Source organism: Enteroscipio rubneri, from assembly GCF_963929405.1.
GTDB lineage: Bacteria > Actinomycetota > Coriobacteriia > Coriobacteriales > Eggerthellaceae > Enteroscipio > Enteroscipio rubneri.
This window is the reverse complement of record NZ_CAWVIN010000002.1, coordinates 491,109-508,196: the sequence shown is the minus strand read 5'-3', so window position 1 is coordinate 508,196 and position 17,088 is coordinate 491,109. Positions and strand designations below refer to the sequence as shown.

The window sequence follows — 17,088 nt, the reverse complement described above, 5'->3', positions numbered from 1 at the left end:
CTGGCATGCGGACACGAGCGCACACGCCTGCCGAACGGTTATACTGTGCACTTCGAAAACGAAACAGCAGTCTTTCCGCACCCAGTTCGAGGAGCGTTTCATGTCATCATCACCGGGCAGCAGCGCAGCGTCCGCTGCGAACTCGGCATATGGAGCCAACGCCGCAACAACGAGCCCCCGACCCGCGCGCAATTCCATCGCCGCCGCGGTCGCCTGCTTCGTCGTAGCGGCGTCGATCGGCTTGTACGCGGCATTGGGAGGCGTGGACGCACCCGTCTTCGGCACAGCGGCGTCCATCTTCTGCCTGGCGCTCTGCGGAGCAGCCCTGCTTCTGCGCGAACGACGCTCCACGCGCGCCCTGGCAGGCTGGAAGCGAGCGCGACCCCTTCTTATCGCGTTCGCCGTGCCCTTGAGCTTCTACCTTATAGAGCGACCGTCGAACGAGGGGTTTTTAAGCATCGACCCGTACTATATCCTCGTCAACCTGTGCGTGCTCGCCGCGCTCTTCGCGCTCGTCTACGCGCTCGGACAGCAATCGCGCGCCGCAGTGGCCGCTTTCCTCGCAGCCTGCTTCATCGCGGGCGCGGCAAACCACTACGTCATCCTGTTCAAAGGTCAGCCCGTGGTGCCCGCCGACCTCTTCGCCCTCTCGACGGCGGCATCGGTGGGCTCAGGCTATTCCTACCTGCTCGACGCTCGTCTCCTCGAATGTATCGTCATGCTCGCGGGGTACTGCACGCTGCTCGCGTTCGTACCAAAAGTGCGGCTTTCCATTCGACGTGCAGCCCTCAGCACAACGGCCGCCTTCGTGGTGGCGGCCGGATTCGGAATATGGATCACCTCGTGCAATCTGGAGGATGCCTACGGCTGCACCGTGGACGTCTGGGGCGTGAAGGAATCCTACGCCGAGCAGGGAACAGCCCTCTGCTTCCTCAAGCGCGCCCAGGACCTCTCCCCCACCCGCCCCGAAGGCTATGACGCGCAGACCGCCGACGAGCTGCTAGCCGCCCACGCACCCGTGCCGGCGCAGCGCGTATCCGATCAAGAACCGCCTTCCGTCATCGCCATCATGAACGAGACATTCGCAGATCTCTCGCGCTACCCCGGACTGGCTGGAACCGAGGCACGGCCCGCTGCGTACTACGACATCGCGGCATCGGCCCTCGATGCAGGCGAAGCATATGTCTCGGCGCTGGGCGGCGGCACATGCAACAGCGAGTTCGAGTTCCTCACCGGCTCGAGCATGGGCCATCTCGGCGGCGGCGTGTATCCGTACGTGCTCTACGACCTCGACGGCACGGAAAGCCTCGTGTCGTATCTGTCGGCGCTCGGCTACGGCACCCACGCCGTCCATCCGGCCGAAGCCGAAAACTGGCGCCGTGACCGGGTGTATGCGCAGCTCGGCTTCGACGAGTTCTCCGACATATCAGTGTTCGGCGGCGCGGACACGCTGCGCGGCCTCACCACCGACCGCGCGACGTACGACTACGTGCTCGACCTCCTCGCCGAGGAGGTCGGACCGCAGTTCGTGTTCGACGTCACCATCCAGAATCATGGAGGATACGACACGGGAGGGATCGGCGAGGAGCTGGCCGTCTCCGTGCCGCTGGCCGACGGATCGGAATCTACCGACCTCGACGAATACGCAAGCTGCATCCGTCAGGCCGATCAGGATCTGGCGTATTTGACCGAGCGGCTCGACGGGCTTGATCGTCCCGTCGTGCTCTGTTTCTTCGGCGACCACCAACCCGGATTCAGCGACTGGCTATTCGAGGCCACCCATGACGGCTCCACCGCCGATGAAATCGGATTGGAAGCCGTGCAGGAACGCTATACTGTCCCCTATTTGATATGGGCAAACGAGAAGGCGCTCGAGAACGGCGCTGCTCCGCTCGCCGCAGAGCCCATGGACGCGAACGACAACCCGGCCCCCGACGATAAAGGCGACGCCTGCACAGCCCTCGCCCCGTGTGGGCAGCGCACGAGCCTCAACTACCTGGGAGCGCGCCTTGCAGGAGTTGCCGGCCTGCCGCTGACGAGCTACCAGAGCTTCCTGCTGACCACGAGCGAGCGCATACCCGCCATTAACCTCAACGGCTTCCTCACAGCCGACGGTTCTTGGCACTGGTTTGGCGAGCAGACCGACGTCGACGATGCCCTGAACGCCTACGCCATCGTGCAATACGGCAACCTGTTCGAGAAATCTTCAGAACGCTCCCCCCAATGGCTGGACGCCGTCGGACCTTCGTAAAGATCCTTCGGCAGAAGCCGAAAGCGGAAAGGACGTTCTACAGGTTCTCCTTCACCCAGGTTATGTTATCCTTGACCGTCGCGATAAGCTCGTCAAGGTCGTCGAACTTGCGCATGGGGCGCAACCAGTGCGCAAACTCCACCTTCACGCGCTTGCCATAGAGATCGCCGTCGAAATCGATCAGATGCACTTCGCAGGTCGCCGTGGCACGATCGGCGAACGTCGCCGCCACGCCGACGTTCACAGCAGCCTTGAATCGGGCGCCGTCGACATCGGCCCAGGCAGCGTAAACGCCATCGCTGAGCGGGCGCAACTGATCGGGCACCGTCAGATTGGCCGTGCGGAAACCGAAGTCGGCCCCTTCCCCGCGTCCCGGAGAGACCGTCCCTGTCATGAAGTACAGGCGACCCAACAGGCGATTCGCTTCCTCGATATCACCTTCCGCCAAAAGCAGGCGAATGCGCGTGGCCGTGATGGGCGCGCCATCCTCGCTCTTGAGGCCATGCGCGCACACCTGCGTTCCCATGTTCGAAGCCCACGCATCAAGATCCCGGACCGTGCCCGCAGCACGAGCGCCGAATTTGAAATCGAATCCTACATGCAGGAATGCAGGAGGAGTACCGTCGAACGTCTGCAAAAGGAACTCTTCAGGACTCGACGCAGCGAACTCCCGTGTGAACGGAAGTATCACAACAGCATCGACCCCCGTCGTTGCAAGCATGGCGAGACGCTCGTCGTTTCCCATAAGCTTCTTCAAGCGCTCGGGATGGAAGGTCTCGTCGGGGTCAATATCGAACGTGAGCGCAATGCTCTTTCCGCCGCTCTCGCGTGCTGTTTTCTGCGCGCAGCCAAGCAGAAAACGATGCCCCAGGTGCACGCCGTCAAAAACGCCGAAGGCACACGACGAGTCCTTGAAAAAGCTGTGGTCGAACGATGCGTCGACTCTATAGATCTCCGCCACGAGACACCCCCGTCTGAAACACACACCGCGCCCGGTACCAGCCGAGCGCCTCATCGTACTCGTACAACGCCGCAAGTCGGTTTTCCGCGACAAGTGCGACAAGCTCGCCATCTGCAGGAGGCTCGAGGCTCTCCCGCACACCCGCCGTGCAGGCGCAGAACTCCGCGGAAAGCGGCGATGTCCTTCGCTCGAACAGCTCCAACGCGGCTGACGGCAGCTGCGCTCCGTTCGCGGCCTTTCCCGCCAGGTCCTTCGATGCGAAGGCGAAGCGAACGCCCAGCAGACGCACCGGATCGAGCGCAGCACGATCCTTCAGCTCGGCAAGAGCCTCGAGGCTCGCGCACTCCTCGAGTCCGAGCATGCCGATTGCCGTGCGCTCAAGCGCCTCAACGTGCGCCGGACACCCGAGCGCCAGGCCCGCATCGCGGGCAAGCGCACGAATATAGGTCCCCTTCGACACGTGGAATTCGATGTCCCACACGGGATAATCGCGTGCACCGACCTCCCGCACAGCCAAGAGCCGCGCATCGTACACGGTGATATCGCGCGGCGCAAGGTCGATGATGGTGCCGGCCCGGGCAGCTTCGTACGACTTTCTGCCGCCCACTTTGACGGCGGAATAAGCAGGAGGCATCTGCTTGCGAGAACCTACGAGCCCGGCGACGAATGCAGCGGCGAACCCCTCGTCAAGCACGCGCCTCGGCACCGGCGCCGTCCGCACCACGGCACCGTCGGCATCGTCGGTGTCGGTGCCCGCACCGAAGGCGACCGCTACACGATAGCGCTTGTCGTGGCCGGTCAGATACGGCCCCAGCCGCGTCGCCGGGCCAACGCACACGGGAAGCACACCGGTCGCCATGGGATCGAGTGTCCCCGTGTGCCCCACGCGCCGTTCCTCGAAGATCGATCGGCAGCGGTTCACAACATCATGCGAGCTCATGCCGGCAGGCTTGTTCACTCCGACGACAAGCGAACGCCCCGACGTCCCCCTCTTCACGCCCGGCGCGCCTCCTCGGATGGACGGACTGCATCAACCGCCCGGTCGCAACCAGCGCCGACAGCCTCGACGAGCACCCTGCGCACGATGCCGCGCGCTTCCTCGAGCGAGCGCTTGAGCGTAAAACCGGCGGCAGCCCGGTGGCCGCCTCCGCCGAAGTGCCGAGCAATGGCGGCGACGTCGGTATCATCCTTCGCGCGGATGCTGCCGCGTACGACATCGTCCTGCTCGCGCAGCACGCAGGCAACCCGCACGCCAGCCACCGAGCGCAGCGCATCGATGACGGGCTCTGCATCAGCCTTGACCGCGTCCAAGGCAGCGAAATCAGCCAATGAGAGCCAGCTTAGCGCGACGGAGCCGCCAGCCTCCAGCTCCATGCGATCGACAGCAATGCTCTCAAGGCGGATGGACGCCAAGCTGCGGTTCTGAAAGACCTCGCGTGACACTGAAGACGGATCGGCGCCTGCGCCCACCATGTCCGCAGCAGCAGCGAGCGCTGCGCGGTCGGTGTTCTGATACTGGAAGCGGCCCGTATCGGTCACAAGGCCTGTATAGCAGCACGTAGCCACATCGCCCACGCGATCCGCTCTCATAAGGCGCGCAACTTCCCACACGAGCATCGTAACGGATGCAGCTTCCGGATCAACGTACGCCAATTCGGTCATCGCGGTATCGGCAGCGTGGTGATCGAGCGTGAGCGATGCAGCACAGCGGTCGAGCAATGCCGCAGCGGCCTCTCCCATGCGCTCGCGCGTGGGCACATCCACCGCGACAAACGTGACCGCCTCGCCCGAAAACGACGAGGCCGGAACCATATCCGCGATGCCGGGCAAGAACCCGAGCCGCGTATCGACGGGTTCGTCCTTCGCCAGCAGACAGGTCGCACGTTTGCCGAGCGAGCGCAAAGCGGCGGCCAGCCCCAACTGAGAGCCAAGACAGTCCCCATCGGGGCTCACATGCCCGCAGATGACAAAATCGTCGCGGGACGCAAGGAAACGCGCAACGGAGGGAAGATCAATGTTCGTCTGGGGCGTGACCGCCATCGGCGCCTCCTATTCGTCACGCTCGGCCGAAGCCTGAGCTTCGACCTCATGTTCGGCGAACGCATCGGCATCGGCCGGCACATCGCTTTGAACGTCGATGGGTTTCCTGTTGCGCACCGCATCCCGCTCAAGCGCCGTGGCAATGCGCTCGGCCTGATCCACGCTCGTATCCAGTAAAAAACGCAGCTCGGGCGCAACCCTCCACGAAAGCTTTTTCGCCATCAACGATCGGATAGCTCCCGACGCCTTCTGAAAGGCTGCCGCCACGTCGTCATAACGCTCCGGCTCGGTGGTATAGAACACGTTGCATACGCTGCGATCGTAGCTGACCTCGCAACCCGTAATGGTAACCAGCTCAAGACGCGGATCGGATATCTCGAACAAAAGGATGCTCGCAATCACTTCGCGCGCTTGCTCGTTGACCTTGCGGTTCGATGAACTCTGCTTCATGGTCCCATCTCCTTCCGAAGAGGCATTTCGTTTCCAGTCAGCGCTGCGCTGGATCCTTCGCCTCGCTTCACACGATCAGGATGACAAAAAGGGCTTCTAGCTAACCGAGCGACCTCGGCATCCAACGTCAGCCCTTAGGTCCAGCATACCGCGAGGGGAGCGGTCGAAAAGGGACGCCCCGTCACGGTAACCGCAAAGTTGCCATAGCGGGGCGTCCGGCGGTGCCCACCAAGCGAGTTCCGCACGAGTCGAAACGTCCACTAGAGGTTTCGCGCGAGCAGGACTGCCGAGCGACTGAGCATTGCTGGGCGCTTCGCGGAGCAGGTCCTTCTCGCTATTCCGTGCGCTCGACTTCTTTCACGACGTACCCCTCAATGGTGTCGCCCACCTTGAGGTCCTGGAACTTCTCGATGCCGATACCGCACTCGTAGCCCTGCTTCACGGATTTCACGTCGTCTTTGAAGCGGCGCAAAGATGCCATGACGCCCTCGAAGATCACGGTGCCGTCGCGTACGATACGCACCTTGTCGTCGCGGTGCAACTCACCCTCGACGATGTAGCAGCCGGCCACGGTGCCCACCTTCGGCACCTTGAAGGTCTCGCGCACCTCGGCGATGCCGGTATCCTCTTCCACGATGTCGGGGGACAAGAGGCCCACGCGCGCGGCGTTGATCTCCTCGATAGCCTGATAGATGACGCGGTACAGGCGGATGTCCACCTTCTCCTTCTCGGCCTGCACCTTCGACTTGCCCGTGGGGCGCACGTTGAAGCCGATGATGATGGCGTCGGAGGCGGAGGCCAGCGTGACGTCGGTCTCGGTGATGCCGCCCACGGCCGAGTGCACGATGTTGATGCGCACCTCGGACTGGTCCATCTTCTCGAACGCGTCGCGCAGCGCCTCGATAGAGCCCTGCACGTCGGCCTTCACGATGAGGTTCAGGTCGGTCTGCTTACCCTCCTCGATGCGACTGAACAGGTCGTCCAGGCTCACATGAGACTTCGTCTCCTGCTCGGCCAGGCGGGCGCGCAGCGCGCGCTCCTCGGCCAGCTTGCGGGCGTCGCGCTCGTCCTCGAACACCCGGAACTCGTCGCCGGCGGTAGGAACACTGTTGAGGCCGAGGATCTCCACCGGGTCGGCCGGTAGCGCTTCGTCCACATGCTTGCCGCGCGGATCGATGAGCGCACGGACGCGGCCGTAGGAGGCGCCCGCCACCACGACATCGCCCGGATGAAGCGTGCCCCGGTGGACGAGCACGGTGGCCACCGGTCCGCGGCCCTTGTCCAGATTCGCCTCGATGACGAAGCCGGAAGCCTCGGCGTCGGGGTTCGCCTTGAGTTCGAGCACATCCGCCTGCAGAAGGATGGTCTCCAGCAGATCGTCGATGTGCAGCTTCTGCTTCGCGGACACCTCGACAAACATATTCTTGCCGCCCCACTCTTCGGGAATGACCTCGTATTCAGTCAACTCCTGACGCACGCGGTCGGGGTTCGCACCCGGCTTGTCGATCTTGTTCACCGCCACCACGATGGGCACGTTGGCCGCCTTCGCGTGGTTGATAGCCTCGACGGTCTGCGGCATGACGCCGTCGTCGGCGGCCACCACGAGCACGATGACGTCGGTGACCTGGGCGCCGCGGGCGCGCATGGCCGTGAACGCCTCGTGTCCCGGCGTGTCGATGAACGTGATCTTGCGACCGTCGATGTTCACAACCGACGCGCCAATGTGCTGCGTGATACCGCCGGCCTCACCCGCGGCAACGCCCGTGTCGCGGATGGCGTCCAGAAGCGACGTCTTGCCGTGGTCGACGTGGCCCATGACGGTGACGACGGGCGGACGGGGCTTGAGGTCCTCATCGCGATCGTGGTAGACGACTGCGTACTCCTCTTCCGGAGACACGACACGCACCTTGCGGCCCATGTCGTCGGCGATGAGCTCCACCAGCTCGTCGCCCATGGATTGGGTGAGCGTAAGCACCTGGCCCAACATGAACAGGCGCTTGATGACGTCGTTGGGTTGTACGCCGAGGATCTCGGCAAACTTCGCCACCGTAGCGCCCTGAGGTATCTCCACGACGGAATCGTCGAGGACGAGCGTGGGATCGAGACCCTTCTCAATGGCCTCGAGCTCGAGACGCTCGCGGTTCTCGGCTTCGCGCTTTTCTTTGCGCTTCTTGCGGCGGCCCTCACCTTCGTGCGAGGTGGCGGCAGCTACGGCAGCGCGAGCCTCGGCCAGCACCTTGTCCCGCTGCAGCTTCTCGGCCTGCACGGCCATCTGGGCGTAGCGGTCTTCGCCTGAAACCTGCTGCATCTCCAGCTCAGGAACAACCTGCTCGAAGTGCGATGCGCCCTTCTTGCCCTTCTTTGGACGCTCGGGCTTGGCGCCGCGGCGCGCGCCGGCGGCGGGATGCGCCTGCTTCTGGGCTTCGATACGCTGCTTCTCGGCCTCGATCTGAGAAAGCAGCGAGTCGAATGCGGGCTTCTTCGCGCCCAAGACCGGTGCAGGCTTCTTGGCGTTCTGCACTGCTGTTGCGCTTTTGGAGCCCTTTGAGCTGCGGTTGCGCAGCGCCTCCTCCACCGCCTGCTTCTTGGCGACCTCGGCCGCCATCTTGGCGGCTCGGGCTCGGGCTCGGGCCTCGGCGGCCTCGCGGGCGACACGCTCCTTCTCGCTCTCGATCTGGCTTGCCAGGCTCTCGAACGGCGAGGATGCAGGCGCCTTCTTCGGCTTGTCGGAACCATCGGCTCCCGCGCCGCTCTCATCGTCGGACGAGCCCTCGGCGCGCTGCGCGCGCTCGGCCTCGCGGGCGGCACGCTCCTGCTCCACGGCTTCGCGACGGGCGCGCTCCTCCTCGGCGCGCTTGCGCTCGGCCTCGGCCTGCTCTTCAGCCAGCTTTCTGGCCTCTTCATCCTCCAGCTTGCCCGCGCGCTGCTTGATCTCGGGCTCGAGGTTCTTGCGTATCTTATCGACGTAAGCGTCCGCGAGCATGCTCGCATGGCTCTTCGCGGGGATCTTCATCTGCTGCAGCTTGTCGAGCAGCTCCTTGCTCGACATATCGAATTCCTTCGCCAACTCATGTACTCGCATGCTGGCCATATACCACTCCTCTACTTCTATCTCGCTTCGCGCGCGTGCGTTGCGACGTCGGCGGCGATCCTGTCGTACTCGTCGCTGCCGAGCGTCGCCTTGAGCGCCCGGTCGAGCTTTTTCTTCTTGCATGCGGCGGCGAAGCACTCCTCGGAGCAGACGTACGCCCCCCTGCCCGGCGCACGGCCGGTCTTGTCAAACGACACGACGCCGAACGGGTCGCGCACGATGCGCATGAGCTCGGCCTTGCCGGCCAGCTTCCCGCATGCGATGCAGCTGCGCTGCCGCTTCGTTGTCGCCATGGAACCGCCCCTCTCCTGCTTCGACCTATGCCTCGTCGAACTCGGCGTGCACGCCGCAGTACCGGCTGCCCGGACGAGCATGGTTGCGGCAGCGGACGCCGTCTTCGCCCACGAACGCGCACACCCCCGCTTCGTCATCGTCGATCTCGGCCTCATCGATGAGCATATTGCCGTCGGATGCGGCGAGCGGCTCGCCGGTGAAACTCGTGCTCTTGATGTCGATATGCCATCCTGTGAGGCGCGCGGCCAGACGCGCGTTCTGCCCCTCCTTGCCGATGGCGAGCGACAGCTGATCATCGGGCACGATGACGGTGGCGTAATGATTCTCCTCGTCCACCATCACGCGCGTGACCTTGGCCGGCGACAGCGCGTTCGCCACGTAGACGGCCGGATCCTCGGCCCACTGGATCACGTCGACGCGCTCGTTGCGCAGCTCTTCAACCACCATGCGCACGCGGCTGCCCTTGGGACCCACACACGCGCCCACCGGATCGAGATTCGCCTCACGGGAGGCGACGGCCACCTTCGAGCGCGCGCCCGGCTCGCGGGCGATGGACTTGATTTCCACCATCCCGTCGTAGATCTCGGGCACTTCGATCTCGAATAGGCGGCGGATAAGATCAGGGTGCGTCCTCGACACGACGATGGGAGGCCGCGCCTGCTCGCCACGCATCTTCGGCGCATCGGAATTCGGATCGCGCACTTCGATGATGAGCACCTTCAGGCGCTGGTTGTGACGGTAGTGCTCGCCGGCCGGGCGCTCGTTGCGCTCGTTCGGATTGCGCTTCACGTCGTAGTGCGGAAGCTCAGCCTCCACGCCATCGCGGATCTTGATGATGGTGAAGTCGGGCGTGCCCTGCAAGACCGTGCCCGTCACAAGATCGCCCACGCGGTCCGAGAACTCCTCGAAAATGGACTGACGGCCGGCCTCGCGCACGATGGATGCGATAACGCCCTTGGCGTTCTGAGCGGCAATGCGACTCACATCGGCAGGCGTGACGTCGCGTTCTTCGTATTCCTCGTACTCGCCGGTCTCCTCGTCGGGTTCGCCCACGGGCACCAGTTCATACACATAAATGCGACCCGTCTGGCGGTCGATGGTCACGCGCGCGTCCCACTCGAGATCCAGAATGCGCTCGTAGCTTTTCGCGAGCGACTGCTCCAGACGCTCGATGAGGTAGAACTCGTCGATCTTGCGTTCGTGGGCCAGCGCCTGCAGCGCCTCAATCAGTTCTGAACTTGCCACGTTTTCGCTTCCTTTCCTCCGAATGCTCTAGGAGCCGAAATCGATCGCGCCCTTCAAGCGGGCACGTTTGATGGTATCGAACGGTATCTGAACGGACTCGCCGTCCACGTCGAGAACGACAAGCCCTTCCTTCGCGGAAAGGATCGTCCCCGTCCAGGAGCTGCGCCCCTCGCAAGGCTGGGTGGTCTTCACTACGGCCGTCTCGTTCGCGAACCGGGCGAAATGATCGAGCGTGCGCAGCGGGCGGTCGATGCCCGGCGAGGATACCTCAAGGGTATACGCTCCGGGAAACGGATCGAGCTCGTCCATGATGTCGTTGATCCACGCCTGCGCGGTCGACAGCTCGTCAAAGCTCACGCCGTCGGGCGTGTCTATAAACACGCGTATCGTCGGCGCCTTCTTCGCCCCCACAATCTCCACGGTGACGACTTCGACGCCCTCGGCCTCCGCGCGGGGGGCCAGCGCATCGAGCAGCTGCTGTTCCTTCTTGCTGAGCACGCCTTCTCCTTCCCCGCCGCACGCTCGTTCCTCGAGCGAAGCCGGCGTCTTCTTCCATCCTGCTGACCCCGTGCATCCGGGGCCCTACAAACAAAGAAAGCGGGGCAAGCCCACTTTCTCATGTCTCGAAAGTATGGTGCGCGCCACATCCAACCCGTCCCACGCGCATTGCTTCGTAGTTTATACCATATTCAGCATGACTTGCCTAGAGATGCGATCGGGCTGCCCGCAATCTCCTCACATTTTCGGATCGTCCGAGCAACACCTCGAAAGCGCTCGGAGCCTTGCTCAGTACACCATGCCCATCGCCTCGCGCACCTCGTCGAGCGTTGCATTCGCAATCTCGTTGGCGCGGCGGTTCCCCTCGTGTAGCACGTCCTCGATGTAGGCCATATCGCCTTCCAGTTCGCGTCGACGTTCGCGAATGGGCGCCAGAAAGCCGTTTACGCTTTCAGCGACGTACTTCTTGAGCGCGCCAGCGCCGGACTCGCCAATCTCGTCGGCAATCTCCTGCTCGGTGCGCCCGGTGCAGAGGGCGGCCGTGGTCAGCAACGCCGATACGCCGGGCCGGCTCTCCTTGTCGTAGGTGATCATGCGGTCGGCGTCGGTCTTGGACTTTTTGATGAGCTTGGCCGTCTCCTCGTCGGTCGCCGACAGCGCAATGGCGTTGCCGTAGCTCTTCGACATCTTGCGCCCGTCGAGTCCGGGGATCTCCACAGCGTCGTTGAGCACGCCTTCAGGCTCGGGGAACACCTGCGCGTAGCGTTCGTTGAAGCGGCGCGCGATCATACGCGTCTGCTCGATGTGGGGAAGCTGGTCTTTGCCCACCGGCACGATATTGCCCTTGCAGAACAGGATGTCGCACGCCTGATGCACGGGATAGGTGAGCAAAAGGCCCGTAAGCGCATGGCCCGACGCCTCCATCTCGGACTTCACCGTGGGGTTGCGCTGCAGCTCGGCCTCGGTTACGAGCGACAGAAACGGCAGCATGAGTTGGTTCAGGGCGGGCACGGCCGAATGCGTGAATACGATGGTCTTGTCCGGGTCGATGCCGCAGGCCAGGTAGTCCACAACCATGTTGCGAACGTTGTCTGCGATGTGCTCGGTGGTGTCGCGATCGGTGATCACCTGATAGTCGGCAATGATGATGCGCGTGGCGATGCCCATGTCTTGGAGCGCGACGCGCTCGCGAATGGTGCCGAAGTAGTGGCCCAGATGCAGCCGACCTGTCGGGCGGTCGCCGGTCAGCATGGTGTAGTTCTCAGGATGGACGGATAGATCGGCGCGGATCTCGTCCGAGCGCTTGCGGCTTGCCTCGAAGCTATCGATACTCATTGCGTCATTCCTTACCTGCGGTGGGTCACGGGCGCGGCCACGTCCTGGCGGTGCCGCGCATCGGCGGGCCGGAGCACCCCGATCCGCACCGCAACAGTATAGCGGTTTTGGACGCGCGCCCCGCAAAAACGCCCGAATCGGGAAGCCTCGGCGCAAGCCTCGGGAGCCGAGCGCTATAATCGTCGCCCAACGGAACCCGTTCGGGGCCCGGATGAACCGAACGACACGATCGGGCGCCGCCACCTACCCGCCGCAGGGAACCGGCGAACGCCTCCTGCAAGGAGTTGAGCCATGAACGACGTCATCGAAAGCCTTACGCACGACCAAATGGTCGAGCTTTTGGAGATCTACGCCAAGAACCTTGTCGCGCTGGACGGCACTTGGTTCCAATCGGTCGAACGCGACGACGGCATGGACGCAGCCATGCACCACGACCGAGAAGCCTGGCGGCGGTTCAGCGTGTCGGAGGCGCGACGCATCAAGAGCTTCCTCGGACTGTCCGAGCATCCCGGACTCGAAGGGCTCGCGCAGGCACTCCCCCTGCGCTGCCAGTCGGCCGCAAATGTCGACGAGATCATACTGGAAGAGGGCGAGTTGCTCTACCGCATCGTCGATTGCCGCGTGCAGAACGCGCGCGACCGCAAGGGTATGGGGTTTCACCCCTGCAAGAGCGTGGGCATCATCGAGTACGGGGTGTTCGCCGAGAACATCGACGATCGCATCGCATGCGAGTGTCTGAGCTGCTATCCCGAGATCGAAGATGAAACCTGCAACTGCTCGTGGAAGTTCACATTGAAGTAGATACGTTTCCGCTACTCGGGCAGTTCGACAACGATCAGTCGGCGCTTTGCCGCACGCGTTGCTTTTCGTCGTACATGGCCTGGTCGGCCCGGCGGATGAGATCGCCCAGTGCGAGGGGCGCACAACTCCACGTGCTCCCGATGGCGGCCGTGGCCGCCACTCCCCGATCGCTGGACAGCGCGCGCATGGCCTCCTTCCATCGCACTGCAAGCGCAGGAAGCTCAGCCTCGTCGCCGTTGCACGCCACCACGAGGAACTCGTCGCCGCCGTAGCGGTAGCCGTGTATGCGCTCGTCGGTGACGGCCCGGATGCCGTCCGCCACCAGCTTCAGCAGCACGTCGCCCTGCTCGTGGCCTTGTGTGTCGTTCACGGTCTTCAGGTGGTTCACGTCGAAGAACAGCACGCCGCACGACGAAAGCTCCTGGTAGGCGCTCGCCTGCATGCGGGCGAGCCTCGTGCGGTTGAACAGCCCCGTGAGCTCGTCGTGCTCGGCCATTTCGCGTTCCCTGGCGGCCAATTCATCGGTCAGGTCGGTGTAGTAGCCGCTGAGCAGCAGGTTGCCGTCGCGATCGTCGGTCACGCGGTAGAACACCTGCATGGGCACGTAGCTGCCGTCGCCGCGGATGAGGCGCAGTCGTAGCGTGATGGTCTCGCGGGTGGCGACGAGCTTCTCCAGCGCCAGGCGCGCCATCTCCTCGTCGTCGGGATGCACGCCCGTGAAGCCGTCCGTGCTGTAGAACCTGACGCACTCGTCATGGCTCATGCCGCTTATGCGACAGAACTCCTCGTTGATGAAGATGGGCACGGTCCTGCCGTCGGGAGTCACCAGCTGCTGCACGAAGCCGCCCGGCATGTCGTTCATGATGTCGCGCAGCACCCGGTTGTCGCGCAGTATCTGCTCCTCGTTGTCGCGACGCCGCAGCATGGCCGTCATGTAGTCGCCCAGAGCCATGAGATGACTCACGTGGGAGGCGTTGCGCATGGGGTTGTCGACCCCCATGAAGCCGACAAGCTCCGTGCCGCTGCGCAGCGGCACGAGAATGAGGCGCTGGATGCCTTGGTTGGTGATGATCTGGCCCGCATCGATACCGCTGTCCGCAATGCCGCGGGAGTCGTTCAGAAAGATGCTTTCGCCTTTCCTCAGAATGCCCAGAGCGTACTCCTGCAACGCATAGGGAACGTGCTGCAGGTTTTCCTTCTCCGGAACCACTCCTGGAGCACAGGTCTCATAGGTGTTGTTCGACTCCTGCCGCTTCTCGTCCAGCTCGAAGACGTAGGAACGATCGCCGTCGAAGTACTCGCGCATCTTCTCGAGCGCCAGGCGGATGGAGTCGTTCGGGTCGGATCCCACCAGCAGGTAGCGCGAGACGTCGTTGAGGAAGCTCAGCTGCTCGTTGATCTCCTGCGCCTGGCGCTCCGCCCTCCGCTGGTCGGCCAGGGCGACGCTCAGTGAGCGTGCCTCTTCGCTGATGGGCGTATAGGTGGTGTACATGACACTTTTGATCGGGCCCTTTTCCACTACGCGCCCCACAAGATGGAACGGCACATAGCTGCCGTCTCCTCTGAGCGTGCGGATATCGCATTCCATCTGGCGGTCTTCGAGCACGGCTTCGTCGATGGCACGCATCAGGCGCTCGCGATCATCGACGTGGACGGCCCGGATGGCGTCGTGCAGGCGCAGCTCGGCAGCGTCCCGACCGACCAGCTCGATGTAGCGTTTGTTGATGTGGGGGCAGTCGATGGTGCCGTCCGCGGCTATCTCGAAGATGATCGCGCCGCACGGCAGGTTGTCCAGAAGCTCGCGGCGGCGTTCCTCGCGCTCACCCTCCGACGTGATATCGGCAAAGTAGGCGTTGATGCACCTCGAACCATCCGCGTCTGCCGTTGCGCGGTAGAACGCCTGAAACAACAGGTAGCCCTTCTGCTTGTGCAGAAAGCGCGCCCGAGCCGAAAAGACGGTACGCTTCTCCATGGCCTGCGCGATCGCCTGTTGAAGCGCCGCCACGTCGTCCGGATGCACACCCGCATAAACGTCCGAGACGACGAGCAGCATCGCCTCGGCACGGCCCATGCCCATCATGCGGCAGAACCCGTCGTTCACGAACACGGGCACAACGCTGCCATCGGGCGCCATCCTCATGCGGATGAAGCCGCCGGGAGCTTCGTTGATGAGCTTCAGAGCGAGATCGCTCGCCTTTTCCAGCGGCAGGCTTTGGACGTCGCCTTCCCGCAAGCGGGCCTCGGGCGCGTTCCGGTTGCACAGAGCTTTCTTGAGGCGCGCGCGGACAAGGCGCGGATGAGCAGGTAGTGCGATGACATCCTCGGCCCCCTGCTCGAGAGCGGCCGCCTGCGCAACCTCGTCGTCTTCCGGCGCGAGGGCGAGCACGGCGAAGCTCGACGTCATTCCACCGTCCCGCAACCGCCCGAGAAGATCCCCGGCACCCGGCGCAGCGAAATCGCATAAGATCGCATCAGGAACGGAAGCGTCGACGAGCCGCAGGGCGTCTTCAACCGACGTCGCAAACTCGAAACAAAAATTGTCTTCGGCCGCTGCGCAAAGAGCATTGCGCTCAGCAGGCGCGATGTAAACGCCCAACACTGTTTTCGGTTGTTCTCCCATCGCGCTTGCGCCGCTCATGCCCGCCTTCTCTTTCCGTCGCGTATACGTTGCAGTATACCGAGTTCGACCGCGATATGGTACAAGAGGTTGCACGTGCCACGATGCTTCGCATAGTATCGCCAGATGCGCATGCCAAAGCGGATCGAGAAGAGTGGAAACGCGTCCAAAGCCCGCATATCATGCCGGCAGCCCGGCAGAACCCCAGCAGCGAAGAGGACGGAGCGCAACCGAGGAGGGAACCCGGCAACCGCGCAAAGACGAAGCGGGCCGTCGGGTTGCCCCGACGGCCCGGATGGTTCATGGTGGTCGCTACAGGATTTGAACCTGTGACCCCCGCCGTGTGAAGGCGATGCTCTCCCGCTGAGCCAAGCGACCGAATACGTTGATGCGTTCCAACGTGCTGGAATATTCTAGCGGCATTTCGCATTTCGCGCAAGGGAAGATTCCCCGAATCACGAAATTCGTTTTACGGGCGCACCCGCATGCATCCGACCATCGTAGACGCTCCTCGCAAACCGCACATACATCCAACTGGCATCCATGCGCGTTTTGGGATAGAATAGCGGAGCGCTTGAGGGGCCTATAGCTCAACGGTGGAGCAGAGGACTCATAATCCTTTGGTTGCAGGTTCGAATCCTGCTGGGCCCACCACGATACAACCGCCGTCGATCGCACAGATCGACGGCTTTTTTCGTCAAGCAGCCAATCGCGAGCCCCGTCGATACGATCGCATTGGAGCAGGACGGTACCCGAACGGGACGGCCTCTCCATCATCATCGCAAGACTCGATCCGGAAGTGGACCATGAAACAGATAGCAGTGCGCTCCTGCCTGCTTGCCGCAGGCATTGTCATTATGGCGGCCGGTATCGTCATCGTCACGAAAACGAGCCTGGGCACCTCCCCCATATCCTCGCTCGGCTACGTGCTGAGCCTATCGTTTCCGAACATGTCCTACGGCGCGTTCATGTTCGCTTGGAACATCGCGCTGCTGCTAGGACAGATCGCCGTGCTCCGGCGCGACTTCAAGGCGATCGCACTGCTCCAGATCCCCATCTCCGTGGTGTTCAGCTTGGGTATCGACGCGTTCAACAACCTGTTCGCCCTCTATGAGCCCTCCTCCTATCCAGAATCGCTCGTGCTGCTCGCGATCGGGGTGGTCGTGCTCGCATTCGGCGTGGCCTGCACGGTGGTCGCCAACGTTGCCATGAACAGCGGCGAAGCACTCGTCTGCGCAGTCGCGGGCAAGGCGGGCTGGAACTTCGGACGTACGAAAGTGGGCTTCGACCTCGTATGCGTCTCCTTGGCCGTGGCGGCTTCGCTCGTTCTGCTTGGGGGCATCGAAGGCGTGCGCGAGGGCACGCTCGTCGCCGCGTTCGCCACCGGGCTGGTCGCGAACGCTTTCATTGATCTCATGGGCGGCGCACGTCCGCCGCTGGCCGAGCCTTCGAGCGGAAGCCGGAAGACGGGGAAAGGCGAGCGCGCGCCCGAAGCCGGCGCATGA

General features: G+C 63.4%; 13 protein-coding genes and 2 tRNA genes. 4 read left to right on the top strand and 11 right to left on the bottom strand.

All coding sequences use genetic code 11. The features are described 5' to 3' along the window. The first annotated feature begins 100 nt into the window (after positions 1-100). Positions 101-2,251, top strand: a complete 2,151-nt coding sequence (locus ABGT83_RS05580; protein WP_346686381.1) for an LTA synthase family protein — start codon at positions 101-103, stop codon at positions 2,249-2,251. Positions 2,252-2,288: 37 nt separating this feature from the next. On the opposite strand, the gene ribF is transcribed toward ABGT83_RS05580, so the two are convergent. The 9 genes from ribF to trpS form a co-directional block, all read right to left on the bottom strand. Beyond that, on the bottom strand, positions 2,289-3,212 hold the full coding sequence (gene ribF, locus ABGT83_RS05575; RefSeq protein WP_103264344.1) for a riboflavin biosynthesis protein RibF: 924 nt from the start codon (positions 3,210-3,212) through the stop codon (positions 2,289-2,291). Next, positions 3,196-4,209, bottom strand: coding sequence for a tRNA pseudouridine(55) synthase TruB (truB, locus tag ABGT83_RS05570; RefSeq protein ID WP_346686379.1), 1,014 nt, complete (start codon positions 4,207-4,209; stop codon positions 3,196-3,198). The genes ribF and truB overlap by 17 nt, the downstream gene beginning before the upstream one ends. After that, on the bottom strand, positions 4,206-5,252 hold the full coding sequence (locus ABGT83_RS05565; RefSeq protein WP_103264342.1) for a DHH family phosphoesterase: 1,047 nt from the start codon (positions 5,250-5,252) through the stop codon (positions 4,206-4,208). Before ABGT83_RS05565 ends, truB begins: the two co-directional genes overlap by 4 nt. A gap of 9 nt (positions 5,253-5,261) precedes the next feature. Further along, the gene (gene rbfA / locus ABGT83_RS05560; RefSeq protein ID WP_103264341.1) at positions 5,262-5,702 is read right to left on the bottom strand and encodes a 30S ribosome-binding factor RbfA; all 441 of its coding nucleotides are present in this window, start codon (positions 5,700-5,702) and stop codon (positions 5,262-5,264) included. A gap of 334 nt (positions 5,703-6,036) precedes the next feature. Further along, positions 6,037-8,793, bottom strand: a complete 2,757-nt coding sequence (gene infB / locus ABGT83_RS05555) for a translation initiation factor IF-2 (RefSeq protein ID WP_103264340.1) — start codon at positions 8,791-8,793, stop codon at positions 6,037-6,039. A 17-nt stretch (positions 8,794-8,810) separates the two neighbouring features. Further along, positions 8,811-9,086, bottom strand: coding sequence for an RNase P modulator RnpM (rnpM, locus tag ABGT83_RS05550; protein WP_346686378.1), 276 nt, complete (start codon positions 9,084-9,086; stop codon positions 8,811-8,813). 25 nt (positions 9,087-9,111) lie between these two features. After that, positions 9,112-10,332, bottom strand: coding sequence for a transcription termination factor NusA (gene nusA / locus ABGT83_RS05545; RefSeq protein ID WP_346686377.1), 1,221 nt, complete (start codon positions 10,330-10,332; stop codon positions 9,112-9,114). 27 nt (positions 10,333-10,359) lie between these two features. Then, the gene (rimP, locus tag ABGT83_RS05540) at positions 10,360-10,830 is read right to left on the bottom strand and encodes a ribosome maturation factor RimP (RefSeq protein WP_103264337.1); all 471 of its coding nucleotides are present in this window, start codon (positions 10,828-10,830) and stop codon (positions 10,360-10,362) included. A gap of 288 nt (positions 10,831-11,118) precedes the next feature. Continuing rightward, on the bottom strand, positions 11,119-12,165 hold the full coding sequence (gene trpS / locus ABGT83_RS05535; RefSeq protein WP_346686375.1) for a tryptophan--tRNA ligase: 1,047 nt from the start codon (positions 12,163-12,165) through the stop codon (positions 11,119-11,121). Positions 12,166-12,456: 291 nt separating this feature from the next. Here trpS and ABGT83_RS05530 point away from each other — a divergent pair, with 291 nt between their 5' ends. Next, complete coding sequence (locus ABGT83_RS05530; RefSeq protein WP_346686374.1) at positions 12,457-12,966, top strand: DUF6125 family protein; 510 nt, start codon at positions 12,457-12,459, stop codon at positions 12,964-12,966. 34 nt (positions 12,967-13,000) lie between these two features. On the opposite strand, the gene ABGT83_RS05525 is transcribed toward ABGT83_RS05530, so the two are convergent. Beyond that, positions 13,001-15,370, bottom strand: a complete 2,370-nt coding sequence (locus tag ABGT83_RS05525) for a PAS domain-containing protein (protein WP_346686373.1) — start codon at positions 15,368-15,370, stop codon at positions 13,001-13,003. 516 nt (positions 15,371-15,886) lie between these two features. Next, a tRNA-Val gene (locus ABGT83_RS05520) sits at positions 15,887-15,961 on the bottom strand. 201 nt (positions 15,962-16,162) lie between these two features. On the opposite strand from ABGT83_RS05520, the gene ABGT83_RS05515 reads away from it, so the two are divergent. Both ABGT83_RS05515 and ABGT83_RS05510 read left to right on the top strand, forming a co-directional pair. After that, positions 16,163-16,237 (top strand) — tRNA-Ile (locus tag ABGT83_RS05515). A gap of 152 nt (positions 16,238-16,389) precedes the next feature. Then, positions 16,390-17,088, top strand: coding sequence for a YczE/YyaS/YitT family protein (locus tag ABGT83_RS05510; protein WP_346686371.1), 699 nt, complete (start codon positions 16,390-16,392; stop codon positions 17,086-17,088).

What these genes read in the sequence shown, in the direction of transcription:
- trpS (WP_346686375.1), bottom strand. Translation starts at nt 12,165, where the DNA reads ATGAGTATCGATAGCTTCGAGGCAAGCCGCAAGCGCTCGGACGAGATC.
- ABGT83_RS05580 (WP_346686381.1), top strand. Translation starts at nt 101, where the DNA reads ATGTCATCATCACCGGGCAGCAGCGCAGCGTCCGCTGCGAACTCGGCA.
- ABGT83_RS05565 (WP_103264342.1), bottom strand. Translation starts at nt 5,252, where the DNA reads ATGGCGGTCACGCCCCAGACGAACATTGATCTTCCCTCCGTTGCGCGT.
- rbfA (WP_103264341.1), bottom strand. Translation starts at nt 5,702, where the DNA reads ATGAAGCAGAGTTCATCGAACCGCAAGGTCAACGAGCAAGCGCGCGAA.
- ABGT83_RS05525 (WP_346686373.1), bottom strand. Translation starts at nt 15,370, where the DNA reads ATGACGTCGAGCTTCGCCGTGCTCGCCCTCGCGCCGGAAGACGACGAG.
- infB (WP_103264340.1), bottom strand. Translation starts at nt 8,793, where the DNA reads ATGGCCAGCATGCGAGTACATGAGTTGGCGAAGGAATTCGATATGTCG.
- ABGT83_RS05510 (WP_346686371.1), top strand. Translation starts at nt 16,390, where the DNA reads ATGAAACAGATAGCAGTGCGCTCCTGCCTGCTTGCCGCAGGCATTGTC.
- rnpM (WP_346686378.1), bottom strand. Translation starts at nt 9,086, where the DNA reads ATGGCGACAACGAAGCGGCAGCGCAGCTGCATCGCATGCGGGAAGCTG.
- ABGT83_RS05530 (WP_346686374.1), top strand. Translation starts at nt 12,457, where the DNA reads ATGAACGACGTCATCGAAAGCCTTACGCACGACCAAATGGTCGAGCTT.